This window comes from Fervidibacillus halotolerans, from assembly GCF_026547205.1.
Classification (GTDB): Bacteria; Bacillota; Bacilli; order Bacillales; family Caldibacillaceae; genus Fervidibacillus; species Fervidibacillus halotolerans.
Genome location: NZ_CP106877.1, coordinates 197,630 through 223,077, shown reverse-complemented (window position 1 = coordinate 223,077; position 25,448 = coordinate 197,630). Strand labels below are relative to the sequence as shown.

18 protein-coding genes and 1 riboswitch are annotated in these 25,448 nt (G+C 36.8%); of the genes, 4 read left to right on the top strand and 14 right to left on the bottom strand.

Annotated elements, in window-relative coordinates; translation table 11 throughout:
- Positions 1-49 precede the first annotated feature (49 nt).
- The 6 genes from OE105_RS00965 to OE105_RS00940 all read right to left on the bottom strand — a co-directional run bounded on the left by OE105_RS00965 (position 50) and on the right by OE105_RS00940 (position 6,301).
- The gene (locus OE105_RS00965; RefSeq protein WP_275420878.1) at positions 50-925 is read right to left on the bottom strand and encodes a metal ABC transporter permease; all 876 of its coding nucleotides are present in this window, start codon (positions 923-925) and stop codon (positions 50-52) included.
- Complete coding sequence (locus tag OE105_RS00960) at positions 922-1,827, bottom strand: metal ABC transporter permease (RefSeq protein ID WP_275420877.1); 906 nt, start codon at positions 1,825-1,827, stop codon at positions 922-924. The genes OE105_RS00965 and OE105_RS00960 overlap by 4 nt, the downstream gene beginning before the upstream one ends.
- Complete coding sequence (locus OE105_RS00955) at positions 1,805-2,560, bottom strand: metal ABC transporter ATP-binding protein (protein ID WP_275420876.1); 756 nt, start codon at positions 2,558-2,560, stop codon at positions 1,805-1,807. The genes OE105_RS00960 and OE105_RS00955 overlap by 23 nt, the downstream gene beginning before the upstream one ends.
- Positions 2,557-3,525: a metal ABC transporter solute-binding protein, Zn/Mn family gene (locus OE105_RS00950; protein WP_420842582.1), complete on the bottom strand. Its 969-nt coding sequence runs from the start codon at positions 3,523-3,525 to the stop codon at positions 2,557-2,559. Before OE105_RS00950 ends, OE105_RS00955 begins: the two co-directional genes overlap by 4 nt.
- A gap of 301 nt (positions 3,526-3,826) precedes the next feature.
- Positions 3,827-5,953 carry a heavy metal translocating P-type ATPase gene (locus OE105_RS00945; RefSeq protein ID WP_275420874.1) on the bottom strand — a complete coding sequence of 709 codons (2,127 nt, stop codon included), beginning with the start codon at positions 5,951-5,953 and terminating at the stop codon, positions 3,827-3,829.
- A gap of 15 nt (positions 5,954-5,968) precedes the next feature.
- The gene (locus tag OE105_RS00940) at positions 5,969-6,301 is read right to left on the bottom strand and encodes an ArsR/SmtB family transcription factor (RefSeq protein ID WP_275420873.1); all 333 of its coding nucleotides are present in this window, start codon (positions 6,299-6,301) and stop codon (positions 5,969-5,971) included.
- A gap of 508 nt (positions 6,302-6,809) precedes the next feature.
- Here OE105_RS00940 and OE105_RS00935 point away from each other — a divergent pair.
- Together OE105_RS00935 and OE105_RS00930 are read left to right on the top strand one after the other, a co-directional pair.
- Complete coding sequence (locus OE105_RS00935; RefSeq protein ID WP_275420872.1) at positions 6,810-8,366, top strand: GGDEF domain-containing protein; 1,557 nt, start codon at positions 6,810-6,812, stop codon at positions 8,364-8,366.
- Between the two features lie 172 nt (positions 8,367-8,538).
- Positions 8,539-11,082 (top strand): bifunctional diguanylate cyclase/phosphodiesterase, encoded by a 2,544-nt coding sequence (locus OE105_RS00930; RefSeq protein ID WP_275420871.1) that lies wholly within the window; start codon positions 8,539-8,541, stop codon positions 11,080-11,082.
- 12 nt (positions 11,083-11,094) lie between these two features.
- On the opposite strand, the gene OE105_RS00925 is transcribed toward OE105_RS00930, so the two are convergent.
- The 8 genes from OE105_RS00925 to OE105_RS00890 all read right to left on the bottom strand — a co-directional run bounded on the left by OE105_RS00925 (position 11,095) and on the right by OE105_RS00890 (position 22,981).
- Complete coding sequence (locus tag OE105_RS00925) at positions 11,095-11,826, bottom strand: EAL domain-containing protein (RefSeq protein WP_275422059.1); 732 nt, start codon at positions 11,824-11,826, stop codon at positions 11,095-11,097.
- Positions 11,827-12,154: 328 nt separating this feature from the next.
- Entirely contained in the window at positions 12,155-14,161 is a 2,007-nt protein-coding gene (locus tag OE105_RS00920; RefSeq protein WP_275420870.1) for an SEC-C domain-containing protein, read from the bottom strand.
- A 175-nt stretch (positions 14,162-14,336) separates the two neighbouring features.
- Entirely contained in the window at positions 14,337-16,943 is a 2,607-nt protein-coding gene (gene adhE / locus OE105_RS00915; RefSeq protein WP_275420869.1) for a bifunctional acetaldehyde-CoA/alcohol dehydrogenase, read from the bottom strand.
- Between the two features lie 247 nt (positions 16,944-17,190).
- Positions 17,191-18,051 (bottom strand): arginase family protein, encoded by an 861-nt coding sequence (locus OE105_RS00910; protein WP_275420868.1) that lies wholly within the window; start codon positions 18,049-18,051, stop codon positions 17,191-17,193.
- A gap of 170 nt (positions 18,052-18,221) precedes the next feature.
- The gene (locus tag OE105_RS00905) at positions 18,222-18,614 is read right to left on the bottom strand and encodes a hypothetical protein (protein WP_275420867.1); all 393 of its coding nucleotides are present in this window, start codon (positions 18,612-18,614) and stop codon (positions 18,222-18,224) included.
- 106 nt (positions 18,615-18,720) lie between these two features.
- Entirely contained in the window at positions 18,721-21,453 is a 2,733-nt protein-coding gene (locus OE105_RS00900) for a tetratricopeptide repeat protein (RefSeq protein WP_275420866.1), read from the bottom strand.
- 216 nt (positions 21,454-21,669) lie between these two features.
- The gene (locus OE105_RS00895) at positions 21,670-22,110 is read right to left on the bottom strand and encodes a threonine/serine exporter family protein (RefSeq protein WP_275420865.1); all 441 of its coding nucleotides are present in this window, start codon (positions 22,108-22,110) and stop codon (positions 21,670-21,672) included.
- 103 nt (positions 22,111-22,213) lie between these two features.
- On the bottom strand, positions 22,214-22,981 hold the full coding sequence (locus OE105_RS00890; protein ID WP_275420864.1) for a threonine/serine exporter family protein: 768 nt from the start codon (positions 22,979-22,981) through the stop codon (positions 22,214-22,216).
- Between the two features lie 420 nt (positions 22,982-23,401).
- Positions 23,402-23,446: riboswitch (PreQ1 riboswitch) on the top strand.
- Positions 23,447-23,453: 7 nt separating this feature from the next.
- On the opposite strand from OE105_RS00890, the gene OE105_RS00885 reads away from it, so the two are divergent.
- Both OE105_RS00885 and OE105_RS00880 read left to right on the top strand, forming a co-directional pair.
- Complete coding sequence (locus OE105_RS00885; RefSeq protein ID WP_275420863.1) at positions 23,454-23,939, top strand: QueT transporter family protein; 486 nt, start codon at positions 23,454-23,456, stop codon at positions 23,937-23,939.
- A gap of 146 nt (positions 23,940-24,085) precedes the next feature.
- A complete protein-coding gene (locus OE105_RS00880) occupies positions 24,086-25,108 on the top strand; it encodes a PTS sugar transporter subunit IIC (RefSeq protein WP_275420862.1) in 1,023 nt (340 codons plus the stop codon).
- Positions 25,109-25,448 lie beyond the last annotated feature (340 nt).

The following is a 25,448-nucleotide window of genomic DNA, read 5'->3' as shown; positions in this document are numbered from 1 at the left end:
TCGATGAAAATATATTGAGATTTTTCATCAATTCGATTCATTTTTTTCGTTACGATTTACCCGCTTGGGGCTTTAACCAATTGGATAGCATCCCATGCTTCGGTGAAAAGAGAAAACTAATAAGGAAGATCACCCCTGTGGCAAAAGCCATCGAACCGGAAATAGACGTATCGATCCATAGGGCAAAATAATAACCGATCCATGCAGAAACTACCCCGAAAAAGGCACTTAATCCAATCATAACCAACAACTTATCCGTCCAAAGGTACGCGGAGGCAGCTGGGGTAATAAGCATAGCTACAACCATAATCGCCCCTACCGCATCAAAGGAAGCAACCGTTGTGATAGAAACGAGGGTCATAAATATATAATGCATCGCCAATACGGGAATACCTAAACTTGCAGCAAGCGCCGGATCAAAGGTTGTCAATTTCCACTCTTTATAAAACAAACCGATGACTGTGACGACGAGAATAAGAACAATACCAAGTATAAATGTTGCTATAGGGATCTTACCTAAAAAGGGGACCTCCATCGTATTCCAAGGGATAAAGGCAATTTCCCCCATTAATGCATGTTGAACATCCAAGTGGGCATTCCCGACCTTCGTGGCAATTAAAATAACGCCCAGTGCAAATAATGTTGTAAATACAACGCCGATGGATGCGTCTTGCTGTACTCCTTTAGAATGCAACCATTGGACGAGAAAGGTTGTCACGATTCCTGCAATCGCCGCTCCAACAAGCATATGAAAACCACTTAAACTTTTCGTAACTAAATAGGCGGTAACAATGCCGAGTAAAACCGTATGGCTTATTGCATCGGCCATCATTGCCATTCGTCGTAAAATTAAAAAGACACCGACGATCCCAGAAGAAATACCGACGAGAGAAGCCGTTAATAAAATCCATCCCGTATAGGTCATCCCCTTCCCCCCTTTACCGAGTATGATTGTAATTCTTTCTTTTTACTTCGAAGGATGGTAAATTCCACCACCATTCCTTTTTTCGATCCAAAAAACATGGAAAATGTAAAAATGATCCCTGAAATAAGGACGATAAACGCCCCTGTTGGCCAGCCATCCCCAAAAGCACTTAAGGTCGTTCCGATTGCACCAGAAATCCCACCGAAAAATCCAGATAATAACAACATATTTCGGAAAGAATGGGTCCAGTAACGGGCTGCAACCGGTGGAATAATGAGAAGGGCGGACATTAATATGACTCCTACCGCTTGAATACCGATAACAATTGTTACTACAAGTAGAAATAAATAAATCGTGTTCAATGCGGTAATGGGAAGCTTTAAACCTTTTCCAAAATCCGGATCAAATAGAAATAGTTTCCACTCTTTAAATCCAGCCATAACGATTAATATAACCCCGATTGCCAATGCCGACATAATTTTTACGTCGGATTCTACCATCGACGCTGCCTGGCCGTATATAAAACTATCCAAACCGGCTTGATTTCCACTACTATAGCGATTCACCAGTGTGAGCAGTACGATTCCTCCGCCGAAAAATACCGCTAAGATCATTCCCATGGCTGTATCCTCTTTAATCCGAGTCTTCTCTTTAATTGCCATGATAAAAAAAGCACCAAGCAGGGCACTAAGGGCAGCCCCAATAATTAATATAAAGAAATCCTTTACTTGAAATAAAAGGAAGGCGATGGCAACCCCAGGCAAAGCCGCATGGGATAATGCATCGCTCATTAAGCTTTGTTTTTTCCAGTAAACTAAACTGCCAACCAATCCAGAGGCGACACCAAGTAAAAGTGTGCTAAATAATACCCATAAATAGTTACTGGAGGTGAGTACCGACAATGCCGATTCCCTCCTTCAACCAACGGACACTTCCACCATACGCTTTTTCGATGTTTTGTGTCGTAAAAGTGGAACTGGTATTTCCATGGGCCACAACAGTACGATTTAAAAATAATACACGATCAAAATAGTCTTCGACCGTTTGGAGATCATGATGGACAACGAGAACGGTTTTCCCTTTGTTCTTCAATTCTCGAAGGATCGCCATGATCGCCCGTTCTGTTGCTGCATCCACCCCCGCCAATGGTTCATCCATGAAATACAGATCTGCATCTTGAATTAATGCTCTTGCTAAAAATACACGTTGTTGCTGCCCGCCTGATAGTTCGCTAATTTGATGATGGGAAAAATCGGCCATCCCAACTTTATCCAACACTTCCATTGCCTTTTTTCGATGTATTTTTTTCGGCCATTTTAGCCAGCCGATTTGACCGTACATTCCCATCATTACCACATCGAGGGCATCTGTCGGGAAGTCCCAATCGACCGATCCCCTTTGTGGGACATAACCGACTTTCGATTTCACTTTTTTTAGTGATGTACCGAAGAAATACACGTTTCCCGATAATTTTGGGTGAAGTTCAAGTAAGACTTTGATTAACGTCGACTTTCCCGCTCCATTTGGACCAACAATACCTGTTAATGAACCTTTCGGAATGGAAAATGACACATCGTTTAATACGGTATTTTTCCGGTACGCTGCACTTACTCCTTCTACTTCAAGGATGTTCATGAGTCACCACCTCGCCTTAAAGCTTGATAAATCGTTTCCACATTATGTCGATACATTCCAATATATGTGCCTTCTTCCGTTCCTGCTTCACCCATCGCATCAGAAAATAGTTCTCCTCCAAGTTCAACTTCCAATCCTTCCTTCGCAGCTCCCTCTATAACCGCCTTGATGGAATTTTGATTAATACTACTTTCTACGAAAACAGCAGGTACTTGTTTTTCGATGAGTAATTCCACGGTGGATTGAATATCTGATAATCCAACTTCATCTTCCGTACTTAATCCTTGTAAACCGACGACTTCAATATCCCACATCCGTCCGAAGTAGCCGAAAGCATCATGGGCCGTGACGAGGATCCTTTGTTCTTTTGGAATCCTTGACATCTTTTCCTCAGCTTCTTTTTTCAGTTCATCCATTTTTGCAAAGTAATTTTGCTTATTCTGTTCTATGGTCTCTGCATTTTCTGGAGAATGTTCTTTTATTACTTCCGTTGCACTTTCCAACGCTTCTTTCCATAGGTCAATATCGAACCAAATATGTGGGTCGAGAGCTCCTTCTTCATCTTTTAACAATTTGGAATCATCGATTGTTTCACCTAAAGCTAGCGTCATCTTTTGATCTTTTATATTTTCAAAAATTTCCTCCATATTCCCTTCCAAATTAAGACCGTTATAAAAGATAATATTGGCCTTTTGAAGTTTTGTAATATCCCCTTGGGTTGCTTCATATAAATGAGGATCGACTCCTGGACCCATTAAACTTTCTACTTGACCCATATCTCCAATGATTTGTTCAATCGGTTCTGCAATTTGTGCAATTGTAGTTACAATCGTAATTTGATTTTTCGATTCACCGGATGAATTTGAAGAATCTGATGTTGCCGAACGATCCTCATTCGAACTACAACCAGTAATGAACATAACAATTCCTACTCCAATCAGTGTGAATCGTAGTAAAGATTTCATTTTATTCATATGTTTTCTCCTCCTTGCCTTCCTGCACAATTGTTGTATTAGGGAAACTTTTTTATGAAAAAAAAAAACCAACAAATATTTTCCCTTGTATTAAATTTTTTCCTTAAGGAAACTTTAATAGATATAGGAAAAAATGTCAACAGAAAAGATAAAAAAATAAACTCTTCAATCCATTGCTATGCTCCAAACCCTTTCACTCGTATTAAATGTCCAATTTGTTAAACTGTTAAAACCAATACAAAAGAATAAAAAAAGGCTTTCCAATTATGATTGGAAAACCCGATTTTGTTTTTTAATATTGCAGATTTCCTTTTCCCTTGTTTTTTTCAATTAATATCGTCAGGCTGATTAATGTAACGATAATCGTTGCCCCCATATCTGATAAGATTGCAATCCATAACGTTAACCATCCCGGAATGGCCAGTAGTAAAGCAATCAGCTTTAAACCTAACGCTAGGGTAATATTAAATACGATTGTTTTATTCACCCTTTTAGATAGCTTAATGGCATCGGGAAGTTTGCCAAGATGGTCTTGCATTAAAACGATGTCCGCCGTCTCAATAGCACTGTCCGTCCCCTTTCCCATAGCGATTCCTAAATCCGCTGCAGCAAGGGCTGGAGCATCGTTAATACCGTCACCTACCATTGCAACACGATTTTCCTTCTTCAATTTTTGAATAAGTTGCAACTTTTCATCCGGCATCAAATTTCCGTAAAAATCCGTCACACCGAGTTGTTTTGCGACCTTTTCCGCCGTTTTCTCGTGGTCCCCTGTCAGCATGATCGTGTGTTTCAAGCCCGTACGATGAAGTTTTGCAATAACTTCTTTGCTTTCCTCACGAATTTGATCAGCGATTCCAAAAACACCTAATATTTTTGAACGATCCGCAACGATCACAATCGTATAGCCTGTTTCTTTCAATGCATTGATATCCCTTTGTACCTTTTCCGGAATCGTTATATGAGAAAGGTTCTTTTCATTTCCAGCCCAATATTCCTTTCCATTTACGATCCCTTTAATTCCCTGTCCAGAAAGGGTGGTCAACTCATCGGGTGATGGGAATCGAACCCCTAATTGTTCTACCTTTTCCACAATCGCCTTTGCAATCGGATGGGATGAAGATTTTTCTAAAGAACCAGCAACGAATAGAAAATCGTCATCATAGGATACAATTTTTTCCACGTACGGTTTCCCTTTCGTCAGTGTACCGGTTTTATCGAAGGCAATCGTGTCGATTTTTCCTAATTGTTCGAGAAAAACTCCACCTTTGACGAGAATCCCGTGCCGTGCGTTTCGCGTAATGCCAGAGATGATCGCAATCGGTGATGCGAGGATTAACGAACACGGGCAACCGATAATTAATACCGCCAAACCTTGGTAAAACCATGCTTTCCAATCACCACCAAAAAGAAGGGGTGGAACGGTCATAACGAGAAGAGAAATGACCATGATCAATGGGGTATAGTATTTTGCAAACCGATTAATAAATAATTCCATCGGCGTTTTCGTTTCTTGGGCTTCTTCCACGAGATGCAATATTTTCGCTAAAGACGAATCTTCATAAGCCTTCGTAATCTCGATTTTTAATAGACCTTCATTATTTATGCTACCCCCATAGACCGAATCACCCATTTCTTTTTCCACTGGTAAAGATTCACCTGTAATTGCAGCTTCATTCACAGAACTCGTACCTTCGATAATGATCCCATCGGAAGGGATTTGTTCTCCTGAGCGGACGAGTACAATTTGGCCCTTTTTTAACGATTGGACAGGGATGACGAACGTCTTTTCATTTTCTATTACCGTCGCCTGTTTTGGGGCAATTTTTAACAACTCTTCCATCGATCGTCTCGCCTTTTCCATACCGAGCCCTTCCAAATATTCATTGACACCGAACAATATGGCAACAAGCGTTCCTTCCTTCCATTCACCGATTCCGAAGGCCCCGATTAAAGCAATCGTCATTAATGTATCGATATTGAATTTCAAAGATCGTAAATTATTTAAACCCTTCATAAAGGTTTTATATCCGCTAAGGGCAGTAGATACAAGGTAAATGGAAACGATCCATCTGTCATCCCATTTCCCCTCAAATACGATCGCGATTAAAAAAAGGACAGTAGCAATGCCAATATACAGCTTCAATAAAGCACCTTCATCGAGGAATAGGGATAACCCCTTTTTTTCTTTATGCATCAACCGATTATTGAATCCATTCGTTTTCTCATATTCGATTGAGGCACCATCTGTCGCCAATATTTTCTCTACCTTTTCCATATTAATGGACGGATCGACTAATAGTTTACTGGAATTGAAAAGCAGTTTTGCATTTTCTCCCTTTTCCAATTTTTGAATCGCTTCTTCCATCTCCCGGGCACAATTTGCACAGGATAAACCTTTTACTTTATATTCTTTCATTTCCAATCCTCCAATTTAATGATGTCGAGCATGATCAATCGTCTGTTTTAAAAGATCCATCACATGCTCATCATCACAAGAATAAAAAAGAGTCGTTTTTTCCCTACGAAATTTCACCAACCTCAAGTTTTTCAAAAAACGTAATTGGTGGGATACGGTCGTTTGCTGAAGGGATAATTTTTCTGCGATTTCATTCACCGAATACTCTCCTTTTGACAAAAGGTACAATATTTTGATTCGTGTTGGTTCTGATAATGCTTTAAATGTTTGTGAAACAATGAATAACGTCTCTTCATCCAAAAATTCTCCCCGATCTTCTATCGTATTCAATCCCTCTTTTTCGTTCATTGTATACTCCCCTTTATTAAAAATAAATATTATTATATTAATATATGTTCATATATTGTTTATTTAATCTTACTGAATCGAACCACTTCTGTCAAGCTAGATTTTGAAAAATGTTCTTTTGTCTTTCAACTTGGGCAGCATATTTGACGTATCGATAAATTTTTCACATCTCTTACCTAAATTGCATTTGTTTGAACTTCCAAATCATAACAGTATGTTTCTCAATTACTCGTGGTCAGTAACACTGATTACCCTTATAGTTTTCAAAGTCCGCATTCCTCATTTTATTTTATGTGGGAAAAATGAACGTAATATTCAGTCAGCATAAATAGCATAATTCTTGTTTCCGATAGACTTTTTTTCCATATTTGATACAATTATAGGTATAAAGTCCTATGTATTTATACCTATTAATTTACATGTTTTAGAAAATTAATTTACCGTTAAACTTTTTTAACCATCTTAATGAATTATCGACCGTATTAGTTAAATAATGGGGCGAGGATTTATGAATGCAAAAAAAATTAATGTAAATCCGCATGTTTTCATTTCTTTTATATTCATTTATACGATTATACATTTTTCCTTTCTGTTTTGGTTTCCTCATGGTATGTTCAAACAAATTGGATTAGGAATAGGGTCGATCTTAGCCCCGCTCATTGCATCGATCCTCATCTATCAAGAATGGCGTCGAGAAAATCAAAAGGAAAAGATATTTTGGGGGCTCCTCTTTTTCGGCACTATATTTTATCTTATCGGACAAAGTTTATGGCTTGGTCATTATTACATCTTCGAGATTCCGCCCTATCCAAGTTATATTGACATTTTTTTCCTACTACATCCATTCCTTTTCCTTTGTGGATTAATCTATTTTGTTAGTAGACATGAAAATAAACCGGGAATGATGGTTGTTCTTATCGATATTTTTATTACGATCATCGTTATTTCAATTATTTGCTGGTATTTTTTCATCGAACCGATTTACTTAAAAAATCCAGCCCCTAGATTAGAAATCATTGTCTCGATTTCTTATCCATTATTAGAATTACTCGTATTATTCGGTTTGTTTCATACCCGTTTTTTGTTGGATAGTAAAACTTTATCTTCCTCGACGTTGAACAGCTTAACGATTGCTACCCTGTTGTATGTTGTAACAGATTCCATATTTTTATTTTTCACTGCATCGGACTCGTATGCTTTCGAAAGCATCATTGAACCGCTTTCGGCATTAACCTTCTTATTGTTCGGATTGTCAGCTTTATTTTCGAAAGAGGTCCATGATCATCGTTCATTTTCTTGGATAAAAAAATATATGAATCAAAATATATTACATACATTAAGTATCATTATTTTATCCTTGCTTTTCATTCCCCATATCCTTTCGACGAATGTATTACTTTTTATGTTTTTAGTTGGTATTTTGCTCATTTTGTTTAGGCAGTTTTTAATGTTAAAGCAAAATAAAGAATTAAACCGGCTACTTGACCAAACTGCCAGGCAATTGGAAGAAAAAAATGAGGAATTGAAAAAAACAGTTAAGAAATTAGAGTCATTGAATCGATTGCGAGAAATGGAAGCAAAAACCGATTATCTGACCGGCACGTATAACAGAAGATTTATGGAACAATTAATGCATGCCTTTATTAAAGATGCGAATTGCCATGCCATACCCTTTTCTGTCCTTTTAATCGATGTGGATCGATTTAAAAGTGTGAACGATCAATTTGGTCATGATTTTGGCGATAAAATATTATTTGAAATCGCAAGTTTATTACAACAGACCGTTCGAAAATCCGATGTAGTCGGTCGACTTGGTGGAGAAGAATTCATTATTCTTTTGCCAAGCACAGAAATGAATGCTGCCCTTAAAATAGCTGAACGGACGCGCCAATTAATTGAACAATCTATATTTCAGTTTGGTGAAATTCAAATAAAAATTACAATTAGTATCGGTGTTACATCATGGAAAATGGGCGATTCCTTTGACAAATTGTACAAGCGTGTAGATGAAGCCCTCTATGAAGCAAAAAATATTCGGAACAAAGTGGTCTATCGTTCAAAATGAAAAACCAATAAGGGAAAAGAAATAACTTTTTGTAAGATCGTAGGGGCTTTTCAAAACTCTACACGGTTTAATTTTTTTCGACATTTTTTGAAAAATATTGTATCTTAAAAGTAGGGGAGAAGGAAAATGTTTCTTTTTTCGGCTATTTTGTTTGAAGGGCAGGAAAAAAGTAATGAAAAACCGACTTTCTTTACACATGAATAAATCGGAACAAAAAACGGCTGGTATGACGATACTCGTATTTTTAACGACCACTTTTTTGTTTATTTTTTTTCAACAACATCTTTTCGTTTATGATGAAAATCATTTTTTAGTTTTTCATATTCTACTAGAGTTGGCGAGTATCGTAATCTCTTTCACGATCGCTATGCAAAGTTGGATTTTCTTTCCATATAGCCGTTTAAAAAACGACATTAATATTTTTATCGCCTTTTTTTCCATCGCCATTTTAGACCTTTTCCATATGATGACGTATAAAGGAATGCCGGGTCTTGTTTTAGTAGATAGTTCCGCTAATTTAGCCACATGGTTTTGGATTACTGCCCGCCTAACCCAATCGATTTTCTTGCTCGTTTTTGTTGCAGGACAAAATAAGGAAACGGCCAACCAAAGAAAAAAACCATTTATTTTTTCCCTTTTATACGTTACCCTTGTCAGTGGGATTCTTATGATTTTCCACGAACATTTGCCCACTTTAGTTGTAGATGGAGAAGGTACGACTACCCTAAAAAAAGGACTCGAAATATTAATCGTCTTCATTATTGCCCTATCGATTTTCCGATTGCATTTCCATTATAAAAGGGAACGAACGTCCTCAACATTAGATATCATTTTAGCTCTTGTTTTCTTATTAAATAGCGAACTTATTTTTTCGTCTTACACGAGTGTGTATGATTCGATTAATATGCTCGGTCATTTATATAAAATTATCGGATACGTCTATTTTATGCGGGGGATTTATGTAGCCAATATTAAAACACCGTTCCACGCATTATTCGAAACGCGATCTGCTTTAAGAAAAAGGGAAAATCAGATTCAAGCCATTACCGATTCCCTCGGTGAAGGCATTTTTGTCTTGGATAAAAATCGGAAATTAGTATTTATTAATCCTGAAGGGGAACGATTGCTCGGATACAAAAAGCACGAACTAATCGGTAAAGAAATTCACGACCTGATCCACGTTCATGGGGAAAACAATGAGCATATCATGGACCCAGAAGAATGTCCAATTCACCGATGCCTGAAGGTGAAAACGACCGTTCGAACCGATGATGATATTTTTATTCGAAAAGATGGTTACAAAATGCCTGTATCCTATACCGCTACACCGCTTATTGAAAATAACGAAATCATTGGTTCCGTCGTTGCCTTCCAAAATATTGAAAAGCAAAAACAATATGTTAAAAAAATCAAACAGCAAGCATACTACGATATGTTGACAGGTTTACCCAACCGTCGCTATTTTTTGGAAAAACTAGATGAAGAGGTTAACAAGGCGAATGTCACTGAACAATTTGCCGTTCTTTATCTCGATTTGGATAATTTTAAAAATATTAATGATTCATTTGGTCATGTCGTAGGAGATCGACTTTTGAGGGAAATTGGAAAACGCCTCAATTCGATTCATACCGATCTTTTTGTATCCCATCATAGTGGAGATGAATTTGCTCTATTCATTAAGGGAAATAAAGAAAAGGTGGAAACCGTTGCAAAAAAAATTATTGAAGTCATCAATCGGCCATTTTCCATTGATAGTTTGGAAATTTTCACCTCCGCATCGATTGGAATTAGTATGTTCCCTTATGATGGCCTCGATGGAACGAAATTATTGCAAGTATCGGACATCGCCTTGTTCGAAGCGAAGAAAAAAGGGAAAAACCGCTATTTATTTTATAGCGATGAATTGGAACAGCGGAGAATTCGGAACGCGTGGATTGAACAGCATTTGTATGCGGCCATTTCCAATGGAGAAATTTCCGTTCATTACCAACCGATTGTCGATTTACGTACAAAAGAAATTTCCGGTTTGGAAGCTTTAGCTAGGTGGAAACATCCAAAGTCCGGTTTTATCCCCCCTTCCGAATTTATTCAAGTCGCCGAAAATAACGGGTTAATCATCCCCATCGGTTCACAAGTAATGGAAACAGCAGCCCAAGATTTAAAACAATTACATGAAAAAGGTTTTCAACATCTTTATATCAGTATTAATCTCTCGTTGAAGCAATTGAAACATTCTGATTTTATTAAACGAATTATCTCCTTACCTGAAATATATGGATTAAAACCTGAGCATTTCCAATTTGAGATTACTGAGACCGTCGCCTTGTTCGAAGATTCCGATTTAATTCGAACAATTAAAAAATTAAAAGAACAACAGTTTCGTATCGCTATTGATGATTTTGGGAAAGGATTTTCCTCCATCGGCTATTTAAAACAAATTACCGTCGATACGATTAAAATCGATAAATCTTATGTCTTTGATCTTTGTAAAGATAAAGAGATCGCAAAATTAACGAACGCAATCATCGCTATGGCAAATTTCTTACAATTGAAAATCATCGCAGAAGGCGTAGAATTGTCTGAGCACGTCAATTTCTTAAATAAATATCAAAACGTTCTAGGACAGGGATATTATTTTAGCCGCCCAATTCCCTTCGACCAAATTACAACATATCTTCAAAAACATTCGAAATCAATGAAATCAGATTGGGGATAATGCAGTTATCCCCTATTTTTGATTGACAATTGATAACATATTTCCTAATGGGGACGGTTTCCCTAATAAATAACCTTGCCCGAGGTCTATTCCAATAGATTGAGCTGCTTGTAAGTCCTCTTTATATTCTATTCCTTCCAATACTATATCGACATCATCCTTTGCAAAACTAGCAAACAGTTTTAACAAATCTTGTTTTTTCTGATCTTTATGCAACCCTCTTGCAAAATACTTATCGATTTTCACTAAATTCGGTTCCAATTCAAATAACATTTTCAGCGAAGAATATCCACTACCTAAATCATCTAATGCAATTTTATAACCTTTGTCCTTCAACTGTTTCGTTATTATTTTCAACTGATGGATGTCCTCCGTATTTTCTGCTTCATTGATTTCAAATACGATCTCCCCTAGAACATTTCGATACGCTTCTTCCATTTGATTCAAAAATTTTACAAATCGATTATTCGTTAACGTGGATGGAAACACGTTTAAAAATAAATTCAACTCTAATGTATGTGAAGCTGGACAATAATCGGTAAAAATTTCTATCGAATTTTTCATTGATAATAAATCAAGTTCAAAAACTTCATTTGTCATATGGGCAAGACGAAATAACGTTTCAGGAGAGGCCATTTCACTGCGAAAAAGGCTTTCATAACCAATGATGTCAATCGTATCCAATCGGTAAATCGGTTGAAAAACATTCGTATACGTATAATCTCGAATTATTTTTTCAATCATTTTGTCCAAGGTCCATCCTTCCTTTTCATTCTCTTTTTTTATGAAAAAAGTCTATGAACCTGTTGTATCAATTTTTCCGAATTGAAATATATGGATTTCATCTAGAAAACATTACCTTATTTTATATATCGGTAGTGTTTCCCATTTTTTTACATTTAAGAAATCTTTCTCGGTTGTATAAATTTAAACGCTCTTTTTTATTTGTGTAATTTTTCACATATTATATGTAGAGTATTCAAATTTTGAAACCATCTAATAAATGATCCGCATTTCAAAGGAATCGAACAGTTCTAAAAAGGCAGTGGCCGCAAACCACCGCCTTTCTCTCCTAATGTAATGAAAGCTTTTCTCCAAGAAGTTTTGTTAATCCCTCACGAATTTTCTTACGTTCAATCAAAATATCATAAATTTCTTCTACTAAAATTTCAGCTTCTTCCTTAGAACCAAATGAATAATGAAAAGGAATTTCTTCAGGTAATTTCTTTTTCCCCGTTAAATAATCGGTGATATAACGATTTCTTTTTAACATTTTTTTCCAAATTGATTTTGCGGTGGGGGTTATTCCATTTAATTCTAATTCAATCATTAAGGTATACATGTGAAAAAAAACCGTATCCTCATCTCCATATTGTTCAATAATCTGTTTCGTCTTTTGAACCATTCCTTCCTGAATACAATATGGAATCAATAAATAACGAGCTCCCTGATTATCGTTAGGATTTAATTTCAAGAGCTCTTCAAATTGGGTAATCGCATCCGATATTTTCCCCAGCCATTTTGCTAATAAGGCGTAATTATATTTTGCACGCATAAACGGGCGGGTTTCAACATCACTCCAAAAGGGATAATTTCTATCTTTCATTTCTTCTTTCCATTCTTCAGAGCCGACTTTTACCCCTTTTTCCAACCAATCGAAAGCGGCTTCTTCATCACGTTCAAATTCTGCTAAAATTGTATAGGCGTCGGGACTATTCGAATATATTTTGAGTGCCTCTTTCGCTAAATTCAATTTTTCTTCTCCCTCTGATTCAAAGGCATCGTATAGCAAGGCTTGAGCACGGTGTCTAGGGGATGTCAATGTTTTTAGCTTGTCTTCGATTTGTTTGTTTTCGAAAAAGGATTGGGTCTCATCATCCCTATCAAATTCCTCTTCTTGCAGTTGTAATCCTAACAACCAAGTCGTTCTTTCCACTGCCCTTGGTTCTTGGAGTGTCCGATATTGAACCCCTTCCGAAGCCTCAAGTGCTTTTTCATAAAAAAAATCCATCATTTCATTTGCAACTTTTGAAATACTTGATGAAGAAACTCCATACATCGTCGCCAATTTAGAATATGTAAAAGCGGTTTGTAACAAGTTTAACGATTGAAATGTATAAATTAATGCAGCTATATATATGTCCGGCTTTTTAATCGTAGGCTGTTTTTCTTCACAAAAAGTAAACCAAAGGGCCAGTGCTTTCGCTGGAATTTCATCATCCAATGAACCGAGCATTTCTACATCCTCCAGCAATTCTTCAATTACTTGTCGATATACAGGTTTTTTCCACTTGATGATTTCAATAGCTTTTTGAATTGGAATATCAATGGAAACTTCTTCTTTCGGTTGTTTCTCCAAGGCTGTTTCGTTTTCTTCACAATCCAATTGTTTCAGTTTACCCATTAATTCATTAAACAGAAGGATGAACTCTTCCCGTAAAAAGCTTTCTGGATCATCTTTTCCAGAAGTTTCAAACGCGTCGTAAATCCAATCGTTCAGTGGGGTTAGGAAACGGGGTGAAATATTCAATGGGGGACCGATTTGAAACCAGTTTCCATTTTCAAAGGGAAGGAGTAACGTAAAATGAATCGTATGATCTACAATATCTTCCTTCGTATAAACGGTATAAGTTCTTTCACTAAGCCAATCAAAAATTTCAAATTTTTGCGGATTAATTTTCTCCACCAAACCAAACGCGACATGAAGATTTCCTGGCCAATTTCCAACAATTGACCTAGTCTTTGATCGTTGAATTAAAGAAATTTCTTTTGCAACAAAAGTTTTTAAAATTGGTTGTCCATCCTTGGTTTTTCCGTTCAGAATATACCAATATGAAAAGAGAACATCGAGCATGTCGTCAGAAATATGCTGTTTTTTGATCCTCGGGGCAATCTTCCGCAAGTTTTTCATATCCATATTTTGCAAGTATTGATCAGCAAAGGAAAGTATGTCAAATTGTATTTTTTTCAGCTCATCTAAAATGATATAATTGAGGGAAACGACATTCGTTTTTCCACAACAATGTTTATATTTTTTTCCACTGCCACACGGACAAGGATCGTTTCTTCCTATAGCCACAATGATTCACTCCTCCAATTCGTATTACATTTATTTTACAATAAAACTGAAAGAACCTAAACTTTCATTTACTTTAATCACGGAAATCGTGTTTACGATTCTTCTTTGTTAAAAGAAAAACTGTCTCCTCAAACGATTTCTCGCCTTATGAGACAGTTTTTCCCTTTTTATTATTTTATTTTACACCGATATAAGCTTTTCGGTAAATCTCTTCCAATTCACTCACAAGAGGTAATTTCGGATTTGCAGTCGTACATTGATCTTCAAAGGCAAGATCTGCAAGTTCAGCTACTTTACTTTCAAATTCTTCCCGATCAATGCCATTTGCTTCTAAACTCATTGGAATATCCAATTCCTTCGCTAAGTTAACAATAGCTTGAATCAAACTTTCCACGCCTTCTTCGGTCGTTCTTGCAGGAAGACCGAGAATTTTCGCAATTTCTGCATATCGCACGTCAGCTTTGAAATGTTCGTATTTTGGAAATGCAGCAAATTTCGTCGGTTTGGTTGCATTGTATCGGATTACGTGCGGCAACAATACGGTATTTGCACGCCCGTGGGCGATTTTAAATGCACCGCCAAGTTTATGGGCTAAACTATGGTTAATTCCGAGAAACGCGTTGGAAAATGCCATACCCGCAATCGTTGAAGCATTATGCATTTTTTCCCGAGCTAGTTCATCATTTCCATTTTTATAAGCCCGTGGCAAATATTCAAATACTAATTGAATTGCTTTGATCGCCAATCCGTCGGTATAATCATTTGCCATATTGGATACGTACGCTTCAATTGCATGGGTCAAAACGTCCATTCCAGTGTCTGCTGTAACAGTTTTCGGTACAGACATCACATAGGTTGGGTCGATAATGGCAACATCTGGTGTCATTTCATAGTCAGCTAACGGATATTTAATGTCTAGATCTTTGTCAGTTATAACGGAGAAAGATGTCACTTCCGATCCGGTTCCAGATGTCGTTGGTATGGCAACCATTTTTGCCTTTCCACCTAATTGTGGATATTTAAATACCCGTTTCCGAATATCTAAAAATTTCTGTTTCAAACCGTTAAATTCGATTTCCGGATGTTCGTAAAATAACCACATCGCTTTTGCCGCATCCATCGGAGAACCTCCACCTAAGGCGATGATGACATCCGGTTGGAAATTGAACATCATTTCGACGCCTTTCATCACCGTGTCAACGGACGGATCTGGTTCCACTTCCGAGAAAATTTCACAATGAACGTAATCCGGACGATTCCGTAAGTGATACAATACTTTATCCACATATCCGAGTTTTACCATACCTGGGTCCGTTACGATAAAAGCCCGTGAAATGTTCGGCATTTTAGACAAATATTGAGTTGCATTTTTTTCAAAGTATATTTTCGGTGGAACTTTAAACCATTGCATATTTACACGTCTCTTCGCTACAGTCTTTTTATTGACTAAATGTGTTGCACCGACGTTTGTCGATACCGAGTTTCCTCCATAGGTTCCGCAACCTAATGTCAAGGATGGAATATATGCGTTATAAATATCACCGATGGCTCCTTGGGATGACGGTTGGTTGACGATGACCCGTCCTGCTTTCATTCGTCTTCCATATTCAAGAATGACGTCATCGTTTTCCGAATGAATAACAGCGGAGTGACCGAGTCCTCCAAAGGCTAGCATTTGTTCTGCCCGTTGGATTCCTTCTTCTGTACTGTTTACTTTAAAGCATGCCAATACCGGACTTAATTTTTCTCTGGAAAGGGGTTCTTCCGGTCCTACTTTTTCAATTTCAGCAAGTAATATTTTCGTTTTTTCTGGCACTTTCACCCCAGCCATATTTGCGATTACCTCTGCAGGCATACCGACGATGACCGGGTTTACGGATCCGGTTTCCTCATTAATAACCACTTTTTCCACTTTTTTCTTTTCATCTTTGCTTAAGAAATAACAGTTATTACTAATTAATTCGTTTTTCACTTTCGTATAAATTTCTTTATCGATGATAACCGCTTGTTCAGAAGCACAAATCATTCCGTTATCGAAGGTTTTCGATAAAATTAAGTCGTTGACCGCCCGTTTAATATTGGCCGTTTTTTCAATATAGCAAGGAACGTTTCCTGGGCCAACTCCGAGGGCAGGCTTTCCAGAACTGTATGCGGATTTCACCATTCCTGAACCACCCGTTGCTAAAATCAACGAAATTCCAGGATGTTTCATTAAATATTGGGTCGCTTCAACAGCCGGATGTTCGATCCATTGAATACAGTTTTCTGGAGCTCCTGCTTTCACAGCTGCTTCTAACAATGTTTTTGCTGCTTCCTTACTACATTGTTGTGCAGAAGGATGGAATGCAAAAATGATTGGATTTCGCGTCTTAATTGAAATTAACGCTTTGAACATCGTCGTGGAAGTCGGATTCGTAACGGGAGTGACTCCAGCGATTACACCTACTGGTTCGGCAATTTCTACAATTCCTTCATGATCATTTTCCTTAATAATACCAACTGTTTTATCGTATTTAATATGATGATAGATGTATTCTGTAGCAAAAAGATTTTTAATAACCTTATCTTCATACACGCCACGTTTCGTTTCATCATATGCCATTTTTGCTAATTTCATATGTTCATTTAGACCAGCCAACGCCATTTCTTTGACAATATAATCAACTTTTTCTTGATCCAAGTCCATAAATTGTTCGAGCGCCTTCTGACCCTTTTTTACTAACTCATCAACTTCCTTATAAGAGTCAACGGTTTTTTTCACTTGTTTTTCTTTCGTGGACATTTCATATTCCCCCTTTTATTGGTCGTTTTTTGTCCATCACGGTCATTTACTGACCCACAAAGCTATAAAAATAAATGAGTTCTTAACTCACTTTTATTATAACTGAACAATGGACGATTGGGCAGAAAAATTATGGCTATTATGTGAAATATTTCACAATCCTTGAGTGGCCTATATAAAAAAGAGAGGTAACCGGTGAAAATGAATGAATTTACATTTTCATTGTCACAGAAAAATAAAGGGATTGCTACGTTGCATGTACAGACGAAGAATGTCCTTGATCGTCTCCCTCAGATAATCCTTTTATAAAACCGGCTAGCGTAACATTTACAATTTCATTCATTTTCACCCGATCCAATGCCACAAATTTATATTCACTTTCAATATTTTTAATAAATTCTCCACATACATCCATCCCTATAAACGAATAATGGGATAATAGTTTTTCGATAATATACAACATTTGTACGACGGACATGCTACCTTGATCCCAATTGGTGACAGCTTCCGATGGGTTTAACACATCTTTATCAACACTAATATAAATCCTTTTTTCATCTTTTAAATGTTCCCGAATATCGTTTACTAAAATATGTAACGGCGTCCGATACAATTTTTGTTCATTAATCATCATGATTTTTTCTTTAAAAATCGGATTATTTTGAAAATAATGATAATCTTCCTCGTTTACACCGATGATTACTACTTTGTTTAAATGATGAAAATGATAAAGGGAATATTTCACCCAAGACCCACAAGAAATCAGTGGCCCATGGTCAAAAAGATCCGAGTGATGATCAAATAAAATAAGGGAAAAGGGTCGGTTAATCCTTTCTAAAAATAAATAGGTAACATAATGATAGTTTCCGCTTCCGATATAAGAAAGCTTACTAACTTTTCTTTTTTGGAGTCGGGATCGAATTTTTTTTAGAGATGTTTCTTCGCAAAAGCCATTTTTATGGTGTATATCTGAAAAATCAATCCATTCATGGGGTAGTTTTTGAAGAGATAATTGGTGGGTAAGGGTTTCATCAAAATTTAGTAGTGTAATATAATCGATCGCTTTTGTATCGAATGGTTCTTTTAAACTGTCGGTGATCTCTTTCATTTCCCATCCCTTCTATGAAAAAAGTTTTATATACATATTATACACTATTCGTAACCGTAGCGAAACAGTCGAAATCCGTTCCCTTTCACCTGTTTTGGATTGTTTTTTGCAAAAAAAAAGAACAACAAGGGGTATATACTTTCGTCTGAATTTAACACATACGAACTGATTTATCGTTCCTTTACATGAAAGGCAGCCGAATATTTTTTCTTTTTATAAGGGGATAAAAAATCCGCATCCACAAGCCCGAGCTCGATGGCGGCCTTTATTTTATCCGTATCGACTTGCTTTACCACTTTAATAAAATCGGTTAAATTTTTTTCTTCTAATTTCGCTATCGCTTCTTCCTCTTGATATTTTTCTAAAACACGGATTTGCCGGTGAAGGATATAATGATTAAATACAATTTCACCCTTTCGATTTTCACCGACTGTCGAATCAAAATATTGATTGAACCGTTTTTTTAAATTGGATAATTCCCTTTCAATTTCCTTTGCCTTTTTACTTAGTTGGAAATACGTTTCTACCATTTTTTCGGTAATCATTTCTTGTTGTTCTTGCATGTATACGGACACCTCCCCATCCTTTATATTTCATATATATGGGGATCAAAGGAAAAAAAGAACGGTTGCATGTCTCCATTTCCAAATCGATTAAAGCTCGATAGATCTATCCCGAAACCGGTACATATGATTGTTGGGCTCTAAGAAGAAATTCCCATTGCATTCTCCTAATCTCAAAAAACTGGAGTGGATCGCTAAAAGATGTAGAACGATTTTTTATCATTTCCAATTCCCGTCTTTTTTCAGCAATCTCTTCTTTTAACTCCCTTTCAAACCTTTCCAGTTGATCGAAGGATGGCTGAAAAAATGAGGGAATATCTTGTTCAAAACCCTTTTCTAAAATCATAAAGGATGAAAAAAATGTTTCCGCAACCGTTTGAGCCACCCGTTCATAATCCCTTCTTCTCACATATTGTTTAAATCGGTTGGCAATGAATGCTTTATCTTTTTTTAACCAATCTAATATCTTCCCTGTGCTAATTAGAAGCAACTGATATGGGGTATACGGCGATAAAATCGGTTCCTCTTCCAACTGAATTCTTCCAGCCAAACGGTTAACATCCCTTTGCCAATCATTAATTATTTGAAAATCCCATTGGAGTTGGAATTTTCTTTCTCCAATCATGGAATAAAATCCATCATTAACTTCATCGAGAAAGGTTTTTCCCTTTTTTAGTTCATCTTCCACTAAAGTTAACCAATCTTGGATTTTATTAAAGAAAAGTGGTCGAATCTCTTCGAATATAAATGTTTCAATTGTGGCATTCATTTCTTCATTAATCTGTTGAACAATATGATGAAACTTGTGATTTTCCGTAATCCGGTCCCCTTTTTCTTTTAAAAGTTTCGGTAACTTTCCCATGATTTCCTTTTTAACATCATCTTTTACATTTTGATAAGAATGACGAATTACAGTAATCGTTTCCTCTTCCAAATCTTTTAATTGATGAATAACACCTTGGATTCGTGAAGCTAAGTCTTCCTGTTGATCAATATATTCCAATCGTTTATTCTCCATTTTCTCCCGTTGAGTTAACAGATGATCCATCAATTTTTGTAAAAAGAATACAAATTTTATCGGTCGAATATGTTTTATCTTTTTTTCATCCACTAGCTTTGTTAACGATTGGGCGAGTTCCCTTCTTCCTTTTTTCGATGCAGAGTAATAAAAAACCGATGCCCTAATTCCGTGTTTAGCAAATTGATTCATTTCATTTGTGGAAAAATTTTTCTGGTTATTTTTTCCATTCGGCTCTTTTATCACACAACAAATTGGTAGATCGGGAAACTTTTGTTGAATCCCCTTTAATAGGAAATAATCGCTTTCCTTTAATGGGACTTCATTACAAAAATAAACGAGGGAATCAATGGCATATAAATAATCGGTCATTGGTTTTGATATACGTTGGAAATCGGGATATTCGGGAAATTCCATTAAAGTGAGTGGATAATCCTGTAGCAAACGATTTGGAAACAAGATACGGACCAAACTATTTTCTATTGGACGTTTTTTAGAAATCATGACTTGATATTGTTCAAAATCGGATATGTGGCAAACTTCTTTTTCCGAAATCTCTTCAATTGATAAAGAATCATCATATTTGAATAAGGAAACGATCGAATTTGGCTGTTCATAAAAAATCGATTCATTTAAAAAGGAATGGATAAAATGCATTTTTTCCGAACCGGATGCACTTATAACTCCGATTAATTGGCGATCATCCACCAATTCCTTTAACAATTGTTTATACATTTGATGAATTTCCAATTGATTATTTTCAGCCCATTTTTCCACGTCTTTAAACAAACGGATTACATGATCAAATATGTCTACTTTCGGAGAAATTTCAAAAATTGTTTTCTCAGCCCTCTCCAGCAATTCTTTCGGAATATCTCCCCTGATTTTCTCATGCCATGCAAAGATATAAGCACTCGGTACAACGGCTTTTTCAATAGGGACTATGTTGATCCATAAGCGAAGAAAGTTAGGCATAATATCAGATACAGAGGAAAATGCATACGTTCCGGAAGTTAACTGTTCGTATGTTTCTTGGAGGATATTTGGGAGATGTTGCCAATTTCGATCCGTCTTCCAATCAAAAGTTAAAAGGAATGTCGTCATTTCTTGCACCCATTGTAAAAATCGAGGAGTTCCCTCATAACTTTTCCACAGATTTGAAAGGAGTTGTTCGAATTTGGAAAAATCAATTCGGTATAAAAGGGATAAGGCATAGGTCAACATTTTCAGATCCAGATCGATCTTGAGGGTGTACCCTTTTTGGACATAATGGTCCAGCAGGTCAAACCAGTTGACCGACTCCGTTCGAATGGCCTCTTGAATCGCCAAGTTCACCGCATCCAGCCATTTTTCATGTTCTTCATAAAAATTTCGAGCAAGATCGGTGACATTTGAATAATCTGGATCAAGGGATAGCATTTGTTTTATCATTTGATCCGCATCTTCTACCCGTTCTTGTTGCAAATACAGATCAAACAAACCGAAAAATATTTCTATTTTCAAGATTTTTGAATCCGTTACAATCGATTTGTATATTTCTTCAGCGGTTGAAAATAACTCCAATTTTGTATATGCATCGGCTATATTTTTTTTCGCCCAAGGTTCCAGTTCGTTATGTACATTTTCCCATTTGTAAATTGCCGCCTCGTAATCTTTATGATGATAATACACTTCCCCTTGGGAAAAACGGATATATGATGCATCGGGTATTTCTTTTGTTTGCTCTGTGAAAAAAAGCTCACCTAAATCTTTCATAGGATGTCTATGCCCTGACTGCAGCATAGATTGATAAAAGGTTTTTTCAATGAGACTGTCTTCCATAACGATCACCCTATTCCTTTTAATATAAACCCTCATCGTTTAAATATGTAAGAATTATCCGACTATTATTTATTCATTATAACTTGATTTTTGTGGAAAAAAAATAGGACTTGCATCCCGTTTCTTACGAATTTCCTTATAATCGTAAACCTTTTCCACCTTTATATTCAGGTGACCGAACGGATCTATTTGCCAGCAATCAATCGGAAAATCATTTCATTGTCTAATTTTTGCCATTCGTATTCTTTTATAAATTTGATTAAAAACTTCCGAAAATACGATTCCAATGGCAATCGCACCTGCAACTAATAACACTTTTGCAGCTAATTGAATGGCAGTATAGTAATCATTAATAACAAAATGTCTCATGGCATCATAAGCCAAACCTCCGGGTACAAGGGGAATAATGCCTCCAACGATAAAAACGATAACGGGTGTTTTATACCATTTCGCAAAAATATGGCTAATCAAGGCAACAAAAAAAGAAGCAATAAAACTAGCGGGAACAGCGTCCACCTTTTGACCAACAAATGAGATATAGATTAACCATCCGATCATTCCTGTAAAACCACACTGAATTATGGAATTTTTAGGTACATTAAACATAATTCCAAAACCCGAAGAGGCGGCAAAACTCATTAGTAACTGAAAAAACATTTTATCACTTCCTTACAACAATCTAGACTTAGACAACATCTTTGTTTGATTACATTCACCAATTGAATTTATGTATTGGTCGAGGGTTAGTGGTCGACCTTTTTTATGAAAATAATACGAGAATAACCGCAACACCCGAACCGATTGCAAAAGCCGTTAAAACAGCCTCTGCACCTTTCGTCAACCCTGAAACGAGATGACCGGCCATTAAATCCCGGATCGCATTGGTAATTAAAAGCCCTGGGACAAGGGGCATAACCGATCCGATAACAATTTTATCGATTTCCACACCAAATCCGAAATATACGAAGCCGACTGCACTAAGTGCGATGAATAATGAGGCCGAAAACTCGGAAAAAAAACGGATATGGACGAAACGATCAATATATAAAAACCATGAGTACCCAATCCCCCCTGCGAAAAATGCAGGAAGAAAATCATCCCATCTTCCATTGAACATAATCACAAAACAAGCACTGGCAATGGTTGCAGCGAGAATTTGTATCCAAATTGGATAACTGACGTTACTTTTCTCGATTTCCTTCAACAATTGATAAGCTTCTCTCACAGACCACTTTCCACTATGAATCTCCCTTGAAATATTGTTCACCATTGCGATTTTATTTAAATCCGTCCCTCTATTCATGATTCGAATCATTTTCGTTTTTGTCGGGTGTTCTCCTTCTATCGTAAAAATAATGGCAGTAGGCGTTACATAACTTTCAGCACTTTCTACCCCATAGGAAGTCGCAATTCTGACCATCGTATCCTCCACCCGATACGTCTCAGCTCCACTTTCTAACATGATTTTCCCCGCCAGAAGGCATACTTCTCGAATTTCAATTTCCTGCATTGTCATACTTTTTGTCATACCTTCACCACTTCTATCAGAAATCAATATATATCGCCTTAAAGTTTATATTACCGGACCGTTCGTTGCAAGACGCCTATCATTTTTCATCTTTAATTATTGGACAAACTTTTTTAATCGTTTCATTGAATCTATCAAACATGGGTCGAAAAAACTTTTCCTACAAATGGTAGGTACAACCATCATCAATTTTGTTAAAAAATAGTTTCTTTTCATTTGTCGACTAATTCCATCCGCACAAGGGATAAGGGAAGGGGCAGCCCTATTACATGGTATTTAAAGGGGTGCCTTTCCTATGAATGATCCATCTAAAAAATATTTCATGATAGCTTAACAAAAGAATGGGATTTGGATATTTTCGCTTTGTTTAAAACTCTTTTTTATTTTATACTATTGTTTAGTGTTCTATTTTCGGGTAAACCCGACGTGGTTCGAGACCATCCCACGTAAAAAAACTAGGGAGAGGATAAATGTGAAAATCAGAACAATTGTTACAAACGGAATTGTAGCGGCTCTATATATTGCCGTTACAGCGGTGATTCAACCGATTGCTTTTTCGAACATCCAATTTCGCATTCCTGAAATGTTTAACCATCTCGTGATTTTTAACAAAAAATATTTTTTCGGAGTGGTCATTGGCGTTTTTTTCGCAAATCTATTTTTTTCTAATATGTTGCCTTACGACTTAATTTTCGGTGTATTTCATTCGATTGTTTCATTGGCAATTACCCTTTTAGTAACGAAATGGATGAAAAATATTTGGATGAAATTGATAGCAAACACCATCATTTTCAGTTTTATGATGTTTATCATTGCGTATGAGTTAAAACTTGCCCTAGGATTTCCGTTTTGGGAATCGTGGTTGTTCACAGCCGTTGGAGAATTTGTCGTTATGGCTGCCGGTGCCCCACTTATGTATGTCATAGATAAACGGATCCAATTTAAAAATAAGTTATAAATGATACCTGCAAAGAACATATTAACAAAAACTTCGATTTTCGATTCGTACCGGTCAATTTGTCTTTATATATTCATTTTAAAAATTCGTCTAATTTCAATGACGAACAATCATAGGAAATTTCTTTACTAGAAAGGAAGATCTAGATGAGATCCTTTTTAAAGAAAAAAGGTGTTAGCCTATCTCCGAAAATTTATTTTATCGATGCCCTCAGCAGTATGGCTTTAGGACTTTTTGCTTCTTTAATTATCGGATTAATCATTAAAACAATCGGTCAACAACTCGGCTTTCCTTTTCTCGTCGACATGGGGGATTTGGCGATGGGACTTATGGGCCCTGTCATAGGAGCTGCCATTGCCCATGGTTTGAAGGCACCGCCCCTCGTTCTTTTTTCCGCAATCGTAAGCGGAGCAGCAGGGGCAACGTTGGGTGGACCTGCAGGAAGTTACGTAGCTGCCCTTTTATCAACGGAAATCGGCAAACTCGTTAGTAAAGAAACGAAAGTGGATATAATCGTGACACCCTTCGTTACGATTTTTTTCGGTTACGCCGTTGCATCTTGGATCGGTCCTGGTATCGATTCCTTTATGACCGGTTTTGGTGCCATTATTATTTGGGCGACTGAACAACGACCGATTATTATGGGGGTGATCGTGGCAGTTTTGATGGGACTTGCGCTAACAGCCCCCATTTCCAGTGCTGCTATTGCCTTTATGCTCGACCTACATGGACTCGCTGCCGGCGCCGCAACGATCGGGTGTTCTGCACAAATGATTGGATTTGCTGTTAGTAGTTTCCGTGAAAATAAAATTGGAGGGTTACTTTCACAAGGGCTTGGTACGTCGATGTTACAAGTCCCAAATATCATTCGAAACCCGCTAATTTTAATCCCTCCAACAGTCGCAGGGGCGATTCTTGCACCAATCGGAACGACCCTTTGGAAAATGGAAAACATCGCTGCTGGGGCGGGAATGGGAACGAGCGGTCTTGTCGGTCAAATTATGACGATTACAACGATGGGGTTTAGTGGAGAAATTTTGATGAAAATCATCCTGCTACACTTTGTTGGACCAGCTTTTTTAACTTTGATTATTTCTGAATATATGCGGCGAAAAGGTTTGATTAAATACGGGGATATGTCGTTACAAAGACTTTTGGACAAGGAATAATGCAAATTCGCCAAAAAAAAAAAGAAAGAGTTGATTCGAAAGTTTGACCGATAAAATGGTCTAAAAGTATTGGTATTCATAATAGATCTTTCTTTCAATCCTAGGTTGTGCCCTATAAAACAAAGGTACAACCTAGGATTTTTTAGTAATCTTTTTTTCGAACCTGTAAGTAAGGATCGGAAAACCATACTTAAAAAAATTCTTAGGACAATCGAAATGATTCATACCAACTGTCATTTCCAATTTATCAAGGGGAAATAGAAAACATAATGGAAATTTTAAAAGCGTGGATATTGTTCACCATTTAAAAAGTGTTTATATAGAAATAGAAAAATAAAGG